A 15,345-nucleotide genomic window follows, 5' to 3' on the forward strand; every position below is an offset into this window, starting at 1 on the left:
TCAGAGGATCCCTTCGAACGTGAGCGTCACGCCGTCGCCCAGGTCGACGACGTCCTTCGCAACGACCAGCACGGCCTCACCCGGGTGCAGGCGCAACGGCGGCTGGCCGGTGCGCAACAGGGTGGTGCCGTTCGTGGTGCTCATGTCGCTGACCAGCACGTGCCAGCCCTCGAGGCGGACCTCGGCGTGCGAGCGGGAGATGTCCTGCTGCGGGCTCGGCACCGTCACCAGCCGCGGCAGGTCGTCGCTCGCGGCGCGCGGCGAGCGGGGACGACGCCCCACCACGACGGGCCGGTCGAGCGTGACGCGCGGCCCGCCCGAGACGGCCATGACGCCCAGCGCCGGGCGCGGGACCTGCCGGGCCTCGCCCAGGAGCGCCTGCCCGCACGTCGCGCAGTCGTCGCGCTGCGGCGGGTTCGGGTGGCCCGCCGTGCAGGAGCGCGCCAGGATCGTCGGCCGCCCGGGCAGCGCCCCGGGGGCGAACGCGGGGCCGGGCGGCGGCGGCAGGTCGGGACCGTCCGCGACGCCACCGACGGAGGCCGCGCCGCCGGACGAGGGCGCGGCGGCCGCACGCAGGTCGGCGATGGCCGACGACATCACGGTGCTGCCCTCGACCTCGTCCTCGAAGCCTCCGGCGTCGTCCGCCGCGTCCTCCGGTTCGCCCGGCTCCAGCTGCGTCGAACCGTCGTCGTCGCCGGGCAGGTCGCCGGGCGGGTCGCCGGGCAGGTCGCCGGGCAGGTCGCCGGGCAGGTCGCCAAGCAAGGTGACCGGCGTCGGGGCGGGGGCGGACGACGGCGGCGGCGCGGCCGCAACCGGCTCGTCCCCGTCCTCCTCGTCCTCCTCCGGCGGGCGCACGGCGGCCGCCTCGACGGCGCGGTGCACGGTCGAGCCCCAGAGGTGGCCGAAGCCGGTGGTCTCCTCCACGGGGAGGTCGGCCGCGCCGTCGCCCGCGGCACCGTCACCCGTCGCGTCGCCCGCGGCGTCGTCGCCACCGTCCGGCGCGACCCGCGGCACGTCGTCCCCCGTGACCGTCAGGCTCGGGAGGACGGTCGACCCGGGCGCGATGGTGGCTTCGGGGGCGACGGTGGCCTCGGGGGCGAACGTCGCCCCGAAGGAGGAGGCCGCCGGCCCGGTGCCGCCGAGCCGCGCGACGCCGATCCCGGATGCCACGGGCGCCTGGTCGACGGCATGGTCGACGGCCCGGGCGGCAGGCACCGCGTCGTCGGCGTCGTCGGCGTCGGCGTCGTCGGCGTCGGCGTCGTCGGCGTCGTCGTCAGCCATCCAGGGCTCGGGCACGGGGGTGGGCCGGTGCGTCGGGGCCGCGGGGGCCGCCTCGTCGGTCAACCGGGACCCGACGGACGCGACCAGCACGACGCCGGCGTCCAGCGGCAGCGCCCGCGCATCCACGAGCTCGCCGGCGGGCTCGGCCACGCCGACCTGCACCGCGAGGTCCACCACGTCCTCGAACGTCCGCTCGGCCCAGGTCGTGACGCCCTCGCCGGACACGTGGTCCCAGCCGTCCGCGCGCGCCACGGTCACCGAGGTCGCGCCCCGGGCGGCGATCTGGACGCGCCGGCCGTCGGCGACGGCCATCGCGAAGGGCGGCAGGGACGCCAGGCTCGCGCCGAAGGCGCCCGTGAGCACCTCGAGCACGGGCACGACGCCGGCACGCTCCCCGAGCGTCTTCCACAGCTCGTCGACCAGCTCCGGGCTGACCCTTTCCGGCAGCACCACGACGGCGCCACCACGCACCACCGCGTAGGCGGGTCCGATCACATAGCGCACGGTCACGTCAGGGCCCCTTTCCACGGCGACCGCCGGGGCACCGTGTCCTCGTTGTCATCGTGGCCCGACCGCCCGTCCCTGGGTGCCGTGCTCTCCAGGGCGTCCGTCAGCCCTGTGGCGTCCACCACGATGACGGTGATGTTATCCCGACCACCCGCGACCAGGGCCTCCCGTACCAGCCGGTCCGCCGCGACCTGCGGATCGGGCTCGACGAGCAGGACCTCGGCGATGCGGGCGTCCTTCAGCTCGTTCGTCAGGCCGTCCGAGCAGACGAGCAGCCGGTCGCCCGCGTGCACGGGCAGGAACCAGAAGTCCGCCTCGGGGTCCTCGGGCGCGCCGAGCGCCCGCGTCACCACGTGCCGGCGCGGGTGGGTCGCCGCCTCCTGGGGCGTGATGGCGCCCGCCTCCACGAGCTCCTGCACCTCGGAGTGGTCCACGCTCACCTGCTCCAGCTCGCCGTCGGCGAGCCGGTACGTGCGCGAGTCGCCGATGTTCACCACGAGCCAGTACGGCTCGCCGCCCTGGTGCGTCAGCGCGACCCCGGACAGCGTGGTGCCCGCGCCGCGGCCGGGCGTCGTCTCGATCGCCCGCACCGCGTCGTGCGCCACCCGCACGCGGCAGCGCACGGCGTCCACCCCGACGACGTCGGACACCGCGAGCGCGCTCAGCGCCTCGACCGCGGCCGCGCTGGCGACCTCGCCGGCGTCGTGCCCGCCCATGCCGTCGGCGACGAAGAACACGGAGCCGCCCGCGAGGAACGAGTCCTCGTTCAGCGTGCGCCTGGCGCCCTGGTGCGTCGACGCGCCCCACAGCAGCCCGAGCGCGACCGGTACGGTCATGCGCTGACGTCCTGCCCGACCACCGTGAGGCGCTGGGCCCCCGCCTGGACGACCCACCCCGCGGTCACCGTCACCGATGCGCCGGCGGTCAGCTCCTGCACCGCCCCGCCGGGGGTGATCGCAGCGCTGCCGTTGGTGCTGCCGAGGTCCGTGACCCGCAGGCCCGCAGCCGACGGGGACAGCTCGAGGTGCGTCTTGGACACGGAACGGTTCGGGTCGTCGATCTTCAGCAGGACCGCCGGCGCGCCGCCGTCCTGTTGCGGGTTGCGCCCCACGAGGGTGCGCGACGCGACGGTGACCCGGCGGCCGGCGGCGACCTCGACGACAATCCGCGACGGGGCTGTGCCGTCGCCCGCGCTCCGCCGCGAGGAGACGCTGAACCGGGTCGCCTCGATGTCGTCGTCGGCCTCCGCCGCGACGTCGGAGCCCGGGCCCGCGGGCGCCTGTGGCGCGGGCTCGGGCGCTCGGCTCACCGGCTGCGATGGCGGCACGGGCCGCGGCGCCGGCGCCGGCTGCACCGCCGGCGGGGTCGGCGCGACCGCCGTGGGCCGCGTGGGCAGCACCATCGTCGTCTCGGGCGCAGGTGCGGGCGCCGGCGTGGCCCGCGGCAGCGGGGCCGACAGCTGGGTGTCGGCGACCGGCGGGCCCGCAGGCTCCTCCGTCGGCGACGGGTGCGCCGCGGGCGCACCCGAGCCCGGGATCCCGGTAATGATCCCGCCCCGGTCGCGCTGGCCGGCGGGGAACGCCCACGGGTCGGGCTCGCCGGGCGCCGGCGCGCCCGAGCCCACGACCGGCGCCGCCGGCACACCGGCGACCTGGGGTGACGCGACGCCGGCCGGCCCGCCGGCGGGGGCAAAGGTGCGGGGCGGCAGCCCGCGCACGTCGTGGACGACGCTGCGGGCGGCCTTGTCCTGCCAGCCCTGCCGGCGGCCCGAGGCGTCGAAGGTGGGCGAGACGAGCACGAGGATTGTGCCCACCAGCGGCAGGATGCCGCAGGCGGCGAGCACGAGCCAGCGCAGCAGGCCGCGCCCGACGCCGATCGCGCCGCCGTCCGCGAGGGCCAGCGTGCGGATGCCGAGCAGGCTGTTTCCGATCGTCCGGCCGGTCCGGCCCTCCCAGACCGCGAGCCCGACCCAGCCGAGCAGGCTCACGAGCCCGACCGCGCCGTAGACCGTGGCGAGCGCGCCCGCGATCTCGGCGGCCGCCGCCCGCGACCCCATCGTCGTCGTGGCGTCGCCGGCGCCCGCGAGCTTGCCGGGCACCCCCGAGGCGAGCGCCACGACGACGCCGACGACCCCCGCGAGGAGCGCGACGGTCACCACGTCCAGCACGTAGGCCCCCGCGCGCCGGCCGACGCCCGCCAGCGGCGGCTCGGCGGGCGCGCTCGACTGCGCGGAGGCGGCCGCCGCGCGCAGCATCTGCGCGGACGCGCGGCGGGTGCTCTCCCGCATCTCTGGCTCGGTCGTGACCTCGAGCCTCTCCCGCACGCCGTCGGGCGCCTCGTAGGCGGACGCCACGGTGGGCGTGCCGCACACCGCGCAGAACGCGCCGGACTGCTGCGGGGCACCACAGGCGGTGCACGTCGTGGTCATCGGTTCTCGATCCTCCTACCGCCGGCACGGCGGTCGCGCCGCCGGCCACGGGTCGTCCTGTCACTGATCGCGCGCCACGCGGCGCGCGCCCACCGGCCCAGGGTGGCCGGCACGGCGGCAACCCGTCGCCGGATCACCGTACGGAACGGTGGGGCGTCGCCGCCGCGCACCGAGCGCAACGAGAGCCGGGCCGCCACGCGCTTACGCCACGGCAGTCCCTCTCGCAGGGAGCCGACCAGCGAGTCCACCTCGGACCAGTACTGGTCGACCTCCTCCAGGGTCGGCTCGCCCGTCCCGAAGACGGTGGCGTCCGCGCGGTGCGCGAGCGTCGAGGTCTCGGGAGTCGCCGCCGTGGGGAGCTGCTCGGACACCAGCTTGGCCCCCTCGCGTCGCGTCGCGCCGCGGGGCACCCCGGCCCCGAGGTCGGTGGCGGCGTCGACGACCTCGCGCCAGCCGCCGCTGACCCGGTCCACGGCCTCGGCGGCCGCGCGTCGGCGGCCGCGCCGGCGCGACTTGAACCCGAGGATGAGCAGCACCGGCACGGCGAGGATCGCCAGCGGGACGACGACGGTGATGACGATGATCGCGACCTGACGCCAGTCGATGTCGAACGCGTCCTCGTCGTCCTCATCCTCGTCCTCGACGTCTCCCGCCTCGGCCTGGGGCGGCTCCTCCGGGGACTCCGGGTCCTCGAGCACCGGCGGCTTCGGCACCTGCTTGGAGCGTGGCAGCGGCTCCACCTTGTTATCCTCGTCCGGGATGGCGTCGAACGGCACCCAGCCGTACTCCTCGAAGGGCACCTCGACCCAGGCGTGCACGTCCGCCCCGGTGACGACGTAGGGGGTGCCGGCCTCCCAGGTGTCGTCCTCCGGGTAGAAGCCCATCACCACGCGCGCGGGGACGCCGGCCTGCTGCGCCATGAGCGCCATGGCCACGGCGAACTGCTCGTCGTCGCCCACCATCTCGTCCTGCGCGAGCAGCGCGTCGATCCGTGCCGCCGAGTGCCCGGGCCGCGACGGGGGCTGGTTGTCCAGGCCGCTCGAGTAGACGCCCGTGGCGATGAGCATGTTCTGGATGTTCGTGAGCTTCTCGAACGGCTCCGTGGCGTCGGCCGCGAACTGCGAGGACTTGGCGTCCACGGCGTCGGCGACGTCCTTCGGGCTGGGCATGTCGACGTCGAGGATCGGGGTCTTCGCGAGCACCTCGTCGTCCGGCCGCGGCGAGACGATCGCGTCCAGCTCGTACGAGTCCCCCGGCCGCAGGCCGGACGTGACCAGGCCCGTGCCCGAGGTGGCGTTGTAGTACGTGGACGCCGCGAGCTCGGTCGCCCGCTCCCCCGTGAACCGGACGCCCCCGAGCTGGCCCACGTCGGGCAGCCAGAAGCCCGTGTAGCCGGTGACGGTCACGTCGACCGGCGCGCGGGTGCCCGCCGCCGTGGTGTCGATGACCTCGCCCGCGCGGTTGAAGACGCCGGCGTCGCCGCCGCTCGACGCGTCGTAGACCGTGCCCGCGTACGTGTCGAGCGTCGCGAGTCGCACCCGGCCGTTCTCGGGCAGCCCGTCGACGGTGAAGAGCTCGGTGTCCGTCTCGTCCTTGGCGTAGGTGCGGAACCCGACCAGCGGGCTCGTGTACTGGTGCAGGTCCAGGGGCGGCGTGACCATCTCACGCAGCGCCACCCGCCCGTCCGTCACCATCATCGGGGCAAGGAGCACGGCGGCGACCCCGCCGACCACGAGCATCACGGCGCCGCCGCGCACGCGCTGCGCCCGCAGCCGCCGGGTCGCGGAACGACTCGCGTCGGAGAGCAGCGTGTTGGCGCCCATGCGGGTCTCCGCCGCGCGCCACGACGCCCAGAGCAGGCCCACGACGGCGACCACGAGGCCCTGGACCAGCGGCAGCGCCGCCAGGATCGTCCCGAGGAGCGCGACCCCGGCCAGCGCCACCACGACCGGCAGCAGCGCCCAGGCGGCGACGCGCGCACGCCAGGCGATCGTGCCCGCCAGCACGCCCGCGACCAGCAGGAGCAGGTACGGCACGAGGGCCAGCTCCGGGAACGAGGCCAGCGGCGGCACGGTGGTGACGAACGCCTTCCACCCCTGCACGGCGCCGACGGCCAGCTCGTTCAGCGTCTCGAGCGAGGGCACGACGCCGCCGATCGAGGCGCCGGGCAGGGCCAGCGCCCCGCCGAACAGGAAGTAGCCGAGCACGGTGGCCCCGGCCACGAGCAGCACGGGCCACCGCCGCCAGGCTCCCAGCCAGGCGATGACCAGGCCGACGACCGCGCCGCCGAGCGCCGGCACGAGGTACCCCGTCGTGCCCCACACCGGGGCGAAACCGAGCGCCACCACGGCGAGCAGCGCGACGAGCACGGCGCCGTCGACGGCGCCCGCCCAGGACAGCGCGCGCGGGCCGTCGCCCGGGCGCCGGCGGGCGCGGGTGGTGCCGGCGCGCAGCGACGTGCGCGACGTCCCACCCGTCCGGCCGGTGCGCCCGGTGCGGCCCGTGCTGCCGGAGCCGCTCGTGTGGCCCTCGGGCGCCGGGTTCGACGCGTCAGTCATGCATCCTCCGCAGCGCGTGGGGCAGGTCGGCCAGCTCGCCGATGGTCAGCACCTGCATGTCCGCGACCCGCCCACGGCTCACGGACGCGCCGGGGGCGCACCGCAGCGCGACGAGGCGCGCGTCGACCGGCAGCCGCACCGCCGCGCCGCGCAGGTCCGTCGGCGTCACCCGGGTGCCGACGGCGAGCACGACCACGGACGCGTCGGAGACCGTCGCCGAGGCGACCCGGGCGATCTCGGACAGGCTCGTGCGGGCGGGGGCGAGCTGGAGTCGGGTCAGGTCGTCGAGCAGGCGCGTGCGGTGGTCGCCGCGCACCCGCCCTTGCGGGACGAGGACCGCGAGGCCGCCGTCCTCGCGGATCGCCTGTAGGCCGAGGGAGCCGCAGGCCGAGACCGCGAGCTCGAACTCCTCGGGGTCGGCGTAGTCCTCGGCCCGCGTCGAGAGGATCACGGCGAGCCGGGAGCGGCGCGTCTCCTCGAACTGGCGCACCATGAGCTGGCCCGTGCGCGCCGTGGACTTCCAGTGGATGTGCCGGCGGTCGTCGCCGGGCACGTAGTCGCGCAGCGCGTGGAACGACACGTCGGAGTCGGAGATGTCGGGGGTCACGCGGCCCTCGAGGTCGTGCAGCAGTCCCGTGGCGGAGCCCGACAGCGGCAGCGTGCGCGGGTGGACGAACAGCTCCTCGGGCTCGGTCCAGACCAGCTCGCGGCGCAGCAGACCCAGCGGGTCGGCGCGCACGGAGCGCACCGGGCCCAGGGGGATGACGGCGCGCTGGTGCGTCGGGACGGCGAAGATCTCCTCGTGCTCCGCCCCGGAGCGCAGGCGCGGCACAGGGAACGAGGCGATGCCCTGCCCCACCTGCAGCTCCATCACCGCGGGCAGCATGGACCGCGGCGAGTCGTTGCGGACCAGGAGCCGCCCGACGGCCCGGTCCCCGACGACCACGCGGCGCGAGGCGACGTCGAGCGTGACCGCGTAGCGCAGCCGGCCCAGGACGAAGGCGATCGCGGCGAGCAGCGCGACGGACACCGTCACGGCCAGGACCGCCCACTCCTCCCAGCGCAGCACGAGCGCGGCCACCCACGCCCCCGCGGCCAGGACCAGCACGACCCAGCCGAAGGGTGAGATCACCCCGAGCACCGGGGCGACGCGCGCCCAGGCGCGCGCGAGCACCCCGCCCGTCGCGCGGCCGGTCGCCCGCGAGGCCGTGGCGAGCCGCCCGCCGACCCCGCTGAGCGCGGCCGACGCGCGGGCGCGGACCCGCCGGGTGGCGCCGCTACGGCGGCGGCCGCCCTCGGGCTCCAGGGCAGGCTCGCGGGCAGGCTCGGGCGTCGCGGCCTCGGCCGCGGTCTCCCGCTCGGTCGTCGTGGTCATGAGTCTCCTGGTCTCGCGGTCAGGCGGTCAGGCGGTCCGGCGTTCCTGCGGCGCCGGGACGTCGGTCAGCAGCCGGGCGATCGTCCCCTCCGCCGTGGCCCCGCCGAACTCGGCCTCGGCGTCCAGTACCAGGCGGTGGGCCCAGACCGGCTGCACGAGGTCCTTGACGTCGTCCGGCAGCACGTAGTTGCGCCCGTGCGCCGACGCCCACACCTTCATGCAGCGCACCAGCGCCAGCGCGCCACGCACGGAGACGCCGACGTGCACGTCCGCGGCCGCGCGCGACTCCTCCGCCAGGCGGGAGATGTACTCGAGCACGGCCGGGTCCACGTGGGTGGACGCGGCGAGGGCCGCCATGTCCACCACGGCCTGGCCGGTGATGACCGGCTGCAGCGCCGCGCTGCGGTCGCGGACCGCGGAGCCCGCGAGGATCTCCACCGTCGACGCGAGGTCGGGGTAGCCGATCGACGTCTTCATGAGGAAGCGGTCGAGCTGCGCCTCGGGGAGCTTGTACGTGCCCGCCTGCTCGATGGGGTTCTGCGTGGCGACGACCATGAACGGGTTGCCCACCTCGTGGGACACGCCGTCGACCGTGACCCGGCCCTCCTCCATGACCTCGAGCAGCGCCGACTGCGTCTTGGGCGACGCACGGTTGATCTCGTCGGCGAGGACGATGTTCGCGAAGATCGGGCCCTTGTGGAAGTCGAAGGTCCCGGTCTTCTGGTCGTAGATGGTCACGCCCGTGACGTCCGACGGCAGCAGGTCCGGCGTGAACTGGATGCGGTGGTTCGTGCCCTGCACGCTCGCGGACATCGCGCGGGCGAGCATCGTCTTGCCGGTGCCAGGGGCGTCCTCCAGCAGCAGGTGGCCCTCGGCCAGCATGCACGTCAGCGCCAGCCGGATCTGGTCGTCCTTGCCGAGCACGGCCTGCGCGACGTTTCCGACGATGCGGTCGAAGGTCTGGGCGAACCAGCTCGCCTGCTCGGGGGTCATCGTGCTCATGAGTGGTGTCCTCGTCCTGTCCTGACCGCGAGGGTCGCGGTCGTCGTCGTTTCTGCGTGCGTGTCACCAGGTGATGCGGTTGGTCGACCCGATGCTCGTCTGGATATAGGCCGGGTTGCCCGGCTGGCCGTAGTAGCACCAGGCCTCCACCGGGCCTAGGTTGCCGTTCCCGTCCGTCTTGGCCTGGGAGCCGTTGTGCATGTTGGTCTGCGTGTACGTCGAGAAGTCACCGTCCTGGTCGCGGCAGGTGTACGTGAAGCTGGTGTTCGGCGCCGCGTCCCGGATGGTGAGCGTCAGCCACGCGCACGACGTGTGGGCGCAGCCCTTCTCCCCGTTGGCGTTGCTGCCCTTGCCGACCGTGAAGACGGGCTGGGGCTTGGCGGCCGAGGTCGCGCTCTTGCACGTCTGCTTGGTCTGGCCCTCGCTGTCCGTCGCCGTCACGCAGATCTCCTTGGACTGGGAGTAGCCCGCACTCACGCTCTGCGCGCTCGCGGACTTGGCGGTGCTCGAGATCGCGCCGGAGACCTTCACCGAGATGTCCCGGCCATTGGCGCTGGTGGACCACCCGAACGTGACCTTCTGGTCGCCGCCCGTCGCGGTCACGGCCGGGGCCGGCACCGGCCCGTAGGGCGTGACCGCGCCGGTGTACGACGTCCAGCCGGAGCAGCCCGCGGCGTTGCACGCCTGCACCCGGAACTTGTACGCCGTCCCGTTCGACAGGCCCGAGTACGTGGTCGACGTCCCCGTCGCGGTCTTCGAGCCGCCCTTGTCGGTCTGGATCGTGTACATGACCGCGTCGCCGTTGTCGTCCGAGCCGCCCCACGACACGTTCGCCTGCCCGCTCGCACCGCTCACGCTCGCGCTCGCGGCGCCGGGCTTCGTCGGCTTGCCGTAGGGCTTCACGGCGTTGGACTGGGCGCTGGTGTCGCCCTTACCGGCCTTGTTCTCCGCCGTGACGGCGAACGTGTACGTCGACTTGGTGTCGAGGCCCTCGAAGGTGGTCGAGGTGCCCGACACCGTGGTGGCGTCGACATTCGAGCCGCCCTTGAAGACGTCGACGTGGTACTTCTTCACCGCGTCGCCGTTGTCCTTCGGGGCCGGCCACGACACGTCGACCTGTCCGCCGTCGGGCGCGATCTCCGAGCTGGCGCGCGTCGCCGTGGGTGACACGGGCGCGTCCGGCGGGCCGGCCGGGATCTCGCTGGCAGACCACGCGCCCCACTCGGACGGGTCGGGCGCCTGGTTGATCGCCTGGACCCGCACCTTGTAGGCCGCGCCGTTGGTGAGGCCCTCCCACACGACGCGGTTGCCGGTGCGCCCCACCTTCTGCACCTCACCGTTCGCCGGCGCGGGCGAGATCTCGAGGTTCACCGAATCGATGGGCGAGCGGTCCGTGTAGGTCGCGTTCTTCCACGTCACGGTCAGCGAACCGTCGCCGAACTCGAGGGTCGGCGCGGCCGGCGGGTCCGGCTTCTGGTCCGGGCGGGCCTCCTCGGACGCCGCGGACGGCTCGGAGTCGCCGACCACGTTCGTGGCCTGCACGGTGAAGGTGTACGTGACGTTGTTGGTGAGCGGGGCGAGCGTGCAGGTGGTCGTGGAACAGTCGAAGGTGTCGCCCTGGCTGGAGGTCACGGTGTAGCCCGTGATCTCCGCGCCGTTGTTCTGCGGCGGCGTCCACGACAGCACGACGGTCTCCGAGCGGACCTCCTCGACCTGCGGCGTGGACGGTGCCTCGGGCACGCCGAGCACGTTGATCGTGATGCGGCCCTCGACCTCGCGGTCCGGGTCCCGCGTCGCGTCCTGGATCGTGTACCGCACCACCATCGTGCCCACGAAGTCGTCCTTCGGGGTCACCACGACGGTGTCGCCGTCGACGACGGTGCCGCCCTGGCCGGTCTCGATGATCGGCTGCCCCACGATCTTCAGCGGTCCACGGTCGGAGAACGGGTTGGAGTCGTTCGCCAGCACGGGCACGGAGACGGCCTTGCCCTGGTGGGCGTCGTCCACGCGGTCCTCGACGGCGCGCGCGAGCGGACGCGTGGACGCCACGACGGTGACGGTCAGCTCGCCGTCCACCGGCGGGTGCTCGTCGTCCGACACGGTGTACGGCACGGTGAGGACCGTGCCCTTCGGCACGTCCGGCGACGCCTCGAGCGTCACCCGGGAGCCGGCGAGGGTGGCACCGAGCCCGCCGGGCAGGCTGCCCAGCTCGAAGCGCAGGTCGTCCTCGTCGGGGTCCGTGGCGAAGCGGCCCAGGTCGACGACGCTCTCTTCCCCCGCCGCGACCTCGCCCGACGGGCGGCCCGGCTCCGGCGGCAGGTTCTCCGGCGGCAGCACGGTGATCGGCAGCGTGAGGAGGGCGACGGCGCCTTCGGGGTCGTCGACGGACGTGCCGTCGGTGACCTCGAAGGTCACGCCGGCGGGTCCGTCGTAGTCCGCCTGGGGGGTGTAGGTCATGGTGGTCGCGCCCGTGACCTTCGCCGTGCCCTCGGTCGCCGTGACCTGGTCCTCGGTGGTCAGGCGCGGGCTGCGGCCCTCGACCACGAGCACGTGGTCGGTGATGTCGATGTCGAGGGTCTCGCCGGACAGTACCTCGAGCGGCGCCTGGCCGGGCTTGAGGATCGGCTTGGTGGACTCCATGCCCGGCACCACGACGAACGCCTTGCCGGCGAGGCCGTCCACGTCGGTCACCGTGTAGGTATGCACCTGGCGTGAGCGCTCCAGCGGGATCTCGAGCTCGCCGTCCTCCGTGACGGTGACGGCCTCGGAGTCGACGGTGACCGTGAGGTCGTCCGCCGCACCGTCCGGGTCCTCGTCGTTGGCGAGCACCGGCACGGTGATCGCCGTCTTGCCGAGGATGTCGGCCACGGGCACGGAGTCGTCGCGCGCGATCGGGCGCTGCAGCGGGGCGTCCGCGGCCACGGTCACGCTCACCGAGGCGGAGGCGCGTGCGGCGTAGGTGTCCTCGATCGAGTAGAAGAAGGTGTAAGTGCCCTCGTCGCCCGGGGTCTGCACGACGATGCGGTCCTCGGCGACCTTCGGGTCGAGCTCCTCGCCGCCCTCGGTGGCCCCCGGCACGAGGCCGATGACGTCGCCATCGGGGTCTGCGTCGTTGGCGAGCGCGGGCACCGCGACGCGGCGCTCCGGCCGGACGGTGACCTCGTCGTCCGCGGCGACCGGCGGCTGGTTCGTCTCCGGCGGCTGCGCGATGCCCACCCGCACGATCCCCGTGGCGACCTCGCCGCGGGCGTCCTGCACGGTGTAGCGGAACGTGTCGCTGCCCTTGGCGTTCTTGCCCGCCTCGTAGTCGATGTACCCGTCCACGACCTCCGCGCGGCCCTGGGCGGGGCCGGTCGCGAGCCCGGTGAGCTGCACGGAGTCGCCGTCGGGGTCGATGCCGTCCAGCGGGATCGGGATGCGGGCCGTGCCGCCGGACAGCACGCGCGCGTCCACGTCCTGCGGGACGGGCGCCGCGTTCTCCTTGCCGCCACGGATGTGGATCGTGACCTGGGCCGAGTCCTCCTGCCTGTTCGGGTCGCGCACCTTGTAGATCGCGTAGGCCGTGCCCTGCTCCGCGCCGGCGCGGAACCGCAGCCTGCCCTCGGAGACGAACAGGTCGCCCTGCGCCGGGTCCACCGTCTGCTCGAGCTCCTCGTCGAGGGTGAGCTCGAGCCCGTCCGGGTGCGTGTCGTTGCCGAGCACGTCGATGTTCACGTAGTCGCCCACGCGCACCGTGACCTCGTCGGCGGCGGCGTTCGGTGGCTGCAGCCGGTCCGGCGGCGGCACGGGCAGCACCCGCACCTCGCCGGTGGCGGTCTCGGTGCCGTTGGAGACGGTGTACTCGAGGACCACGGCTTCGGCCATGCGGCGCGTCTCGGTGAGGCGCAGCATCTGGTGGCCGAGGACGGCCACGCTCAGCCCCGCGTCGTCCGGCACGTCGACCGACTGCACCACCAGCACGCCCCCGGCCGGGTCGGTGTCGTTGGCCAGCACGTCCACGAGGGTCGAGCCGCCCGCGGGCAGCAGGGCCGTGTCGGAGACGACGACCGGCGCTCCGGTGACGGCGTCCGGGTCCTGCACGTCGACCCGCACGACACCCGTGGTGGACGACGGGCCGTCGGTCACCTGGTACAGCACGTCGTAGGACTTCGGCTCCTGCGCCAGGAAGGTGAAGCTGCCCGCGTCGTAGTTCCGGGTGATCTCGGCCGGGGCCGCGTCGGCCACCTTCGTCAGGCGCAGGTCGTCGCCGTTCGGGTCGGAGTCGTTCTTCAGCGGCTCGACCGTGATCGGCTGCCCGGCGGTCACGACCACGTGGTCGCCGACCGCCACGGGCGGCTGCTGGCTGGTGCTCACGTCCACCCAGAGGGTGCCCTCGACGACGCCGCCAAGGCCGTCCCCGACCGTGAGCGTGACCTTCTTGCGCCCGGTCCCGGACCCACTGTCGCGGAACTCGACCGTGCCGTCCGGGTAGGCCCGCACCTCGTCGCCCTGGACGGTCGGCGCCGCGGTGGCGAGATAGACGTCGTCCCCGTCCGGGTCGCGGAAGAACGGCAGCACCTTGATCTGCGCGCTCTTGCCCTGCTCCACCCGCAGCACCGGCTCCCCGGACTGCTCCGGGTCCTCGTTCTGGTCCGGCGGCACCACCTTCACCGTGACCTTCGCCTGGTCGTGGCCGCCGCGGCCGTCGGTGACGTCGTACGTGAACCGCACGGTGCCGGTCGCGTCCGCCGGCACCACCGCCTGCAGCGCCTTGCCGCCCAGCACCCGCTGGATGGCGACCTCCTCCGGCTGGTCGCCCTCGAAGGTGGCGGTGATGACGTCGCCGTCCGGGTCGAGGTCGTTCGCCAGCACGTCGAGCACGGTGGTGCGGCCGGGCCGGACGCCGAACGTGTCGTCCTCGGCGACCGGCGGGTCCTGCTTCTCGCGGTCCACGACGGTCTGGTCGACGAGCTCCGGCTTGGCGTCCTCGGCGTCCTCGTCGTCGCCCTTCTCCTGCTCGGGGAGCTGGACGTCCCAGTCGTCGACCTTCTCGTACTCGTCGAGCGCCATCCACAGGATGCCGGCCGTGAGGTCGTTCAGGACGACGTTGTTGCGGTTCTGGCGGTACTCGAGCTTGGTCGTCTGGTCGATGCCCTCGAGCACCTTGTCCACGTCCCGGTCGGTGCCCTCGCAGTCGCGGACGATCTGGCCCGTGCCGGACCATGCCCCGTACAGGCAGCCGCCGAGCTCCACCGGCGCCGCGGGCGACCCGGACACCTTGCGGGAGGTGGCGGCGCCACCGTCGAGCGGCTGGCGCACCAGCGCCGACGACGTGGCATACGCGACGACGTCCGACGCGGCGCCGGCCTGCTGCAGCCGGGCGCCCTGGGCCTCGGCCACCTCCAGAACGTCGCCGCCCGGCAGCCGGAGGTCGCCGCTGGTGCGGTCGAGGAGCACGAGGTCGTCGCCCACGGTGGTGAGGACGACGTCGTCCTCGGAGGCGAGCCCCTCGAGCTTCGTCGTGACAGGCTCCTTGCCCCGCTCGACGGTGTACAGCACGTTGCGCGACGGGACGACGACGAACGTGGTGCCGCCCGACGAGACGGCCACCTCACCGGAGCCGTCGAGCTCCACCGTCGGGTCGATCTTCTCGGTGTCGAGGCCCGGCAGCTTCTCCACCGTGGTCACCCACAGCGAACCCGTCTCGTCGTCGACGACGGCCACCCGGCCGCCGCCCATCGCGACCTGGGCCCCGGCGGGCAGCTTGGTGGTGGACTCGAACTTCGACATCGCGACGTCCACGACACTGGCCTGGTGGTTCCCGTCGTCCGCCACGAGCACCTGGCCGGCCTGCTGGTCGACGTCGAAGGCCGAGCTACCCGCCAGCAGCGTGCTGTCGAGGGCCTTGGCCTCGGTGTTGAAGCGCCCGACCAGCCCCGCGGACTGCTTGGTGACCCACACGCCCGAGTCGTCGAGGTCGACGTCGGCCGTGGCCTCGCCCGGATAGAGGACGGCGGCAGCGACCACGCCCGCGGACAGCGCGAGCACGACCGCCGTCGAAAGGGTCGCGCGGCGGTCGCCGCGCAGGCGCGTGAGCACGCTCAAGATTCCCCCGATGTGATGGCGACGGCCGGCCGAGGCCCGTCGTCGGGCCCGCGCATCGCCAGCACAGGATAGCCAGAGTTCGCCCGTCCGGGGCAACGATTCCCGCCCGT

Annotated in this window: 7 protein-coding genes; all 7 read right to left on the minus strand. The window is 74.3% G+C overall.

The window, feature by feature from the left end:
- On the minus strand, positions 1-1,791 hold the full coding sequence (locus AC1C2V_RS06000; protein ID WP_495388671.1) for an FHA domain-containing protein: 1,791 nt from the start codon (positions 1,789-1,791) through the stop codon (positions 1-3).
- A complete protein-coding gene (locus AC1C2V_RS06005) occupies positions 1,788-2,624 on the minus strand; it encodes a PP2C family protein-serine/threonine phosphatase (RefSeq protein WP_495388672.1) in 837 nt (278 codons plus the stop codon). Before AC1C2V_RS06005 ends, AC1C2V_RS06000 begins: the two co-directional genes overlap by 4 nt.
- Positions 2,621-4,216, minus strand: a complete 1,596-nt coding sequence (locus AC1C2V_RS06010) for an RDD family protein (protein ID WP_495388673.1) — start codon at positions 4,214-4,216, stop codon at positions 2,621-2,623. The genes AC1C2V_RS06005 and AC1C2V_RS06010 overlap by 4 nt, the downstream gene beginning before the upstream one ends.
- Positions 4,213-6,774: a transglutaminase-like domain-containing protein gene (locus AC1C2V_RS06015; protein WP_495388674.1), complete on the minus strand. Its 2,562-nt coding sequence runs from the start codon at positions 6,772-6,774 to the stop codon at positions 4,213-4,215. Before AC1C2V_RS06015 ends, AC1C2V_RS06010 begins: the two co-directional genes overlap by 4 nt.
- Positions 6,767-8,149 (minus strand): DUF58 domain-containing protein, encoded by a 1,383-nt coding sequence (locus AC1C2V_RS06020; RefSeq protein WP_495388675.1) that lies wholly within the window; start codon positions 8,147-8,149, stop codon positions 6,767-6,769. Before AC1C2V_RS06020 ends, AC1C2V_RS06015 begins: the two co-directional genes overlap by 8 nt.
- Positions 8,150-8,176: 27 nt before the next feature.
- Complete coding sequence (locus tag AC1C2V_RS06025) at positions 8,177-9,151, minus strand: AAA family ATPase (RefSeq protein ID WP_495388676.1); 975 nt, start codon at positions 9,149-9,151, stop codon at positions 8,177-8,179.
- Positions 9,152-9,214: 63 nt separating this feature from the next.
- The gene (locus tag AC1C2V_RS06030; protein ID WP_495389127.1) at positions 9,215-15,229 is read right to left on the minus strand and encodes an Ig-like domain-containing protein; all 6,015 of its coding nucleotides are present in this window, start codon (positions 15,227-15,229) and stop codon (positions 9,215-9,217) included.
- Between the last annotated feature and the right edge of the window lie 116 nt (positions 15,230-15,345).

The organism is Isoptericola sp. Y541, from assembly GCF_059445465.1.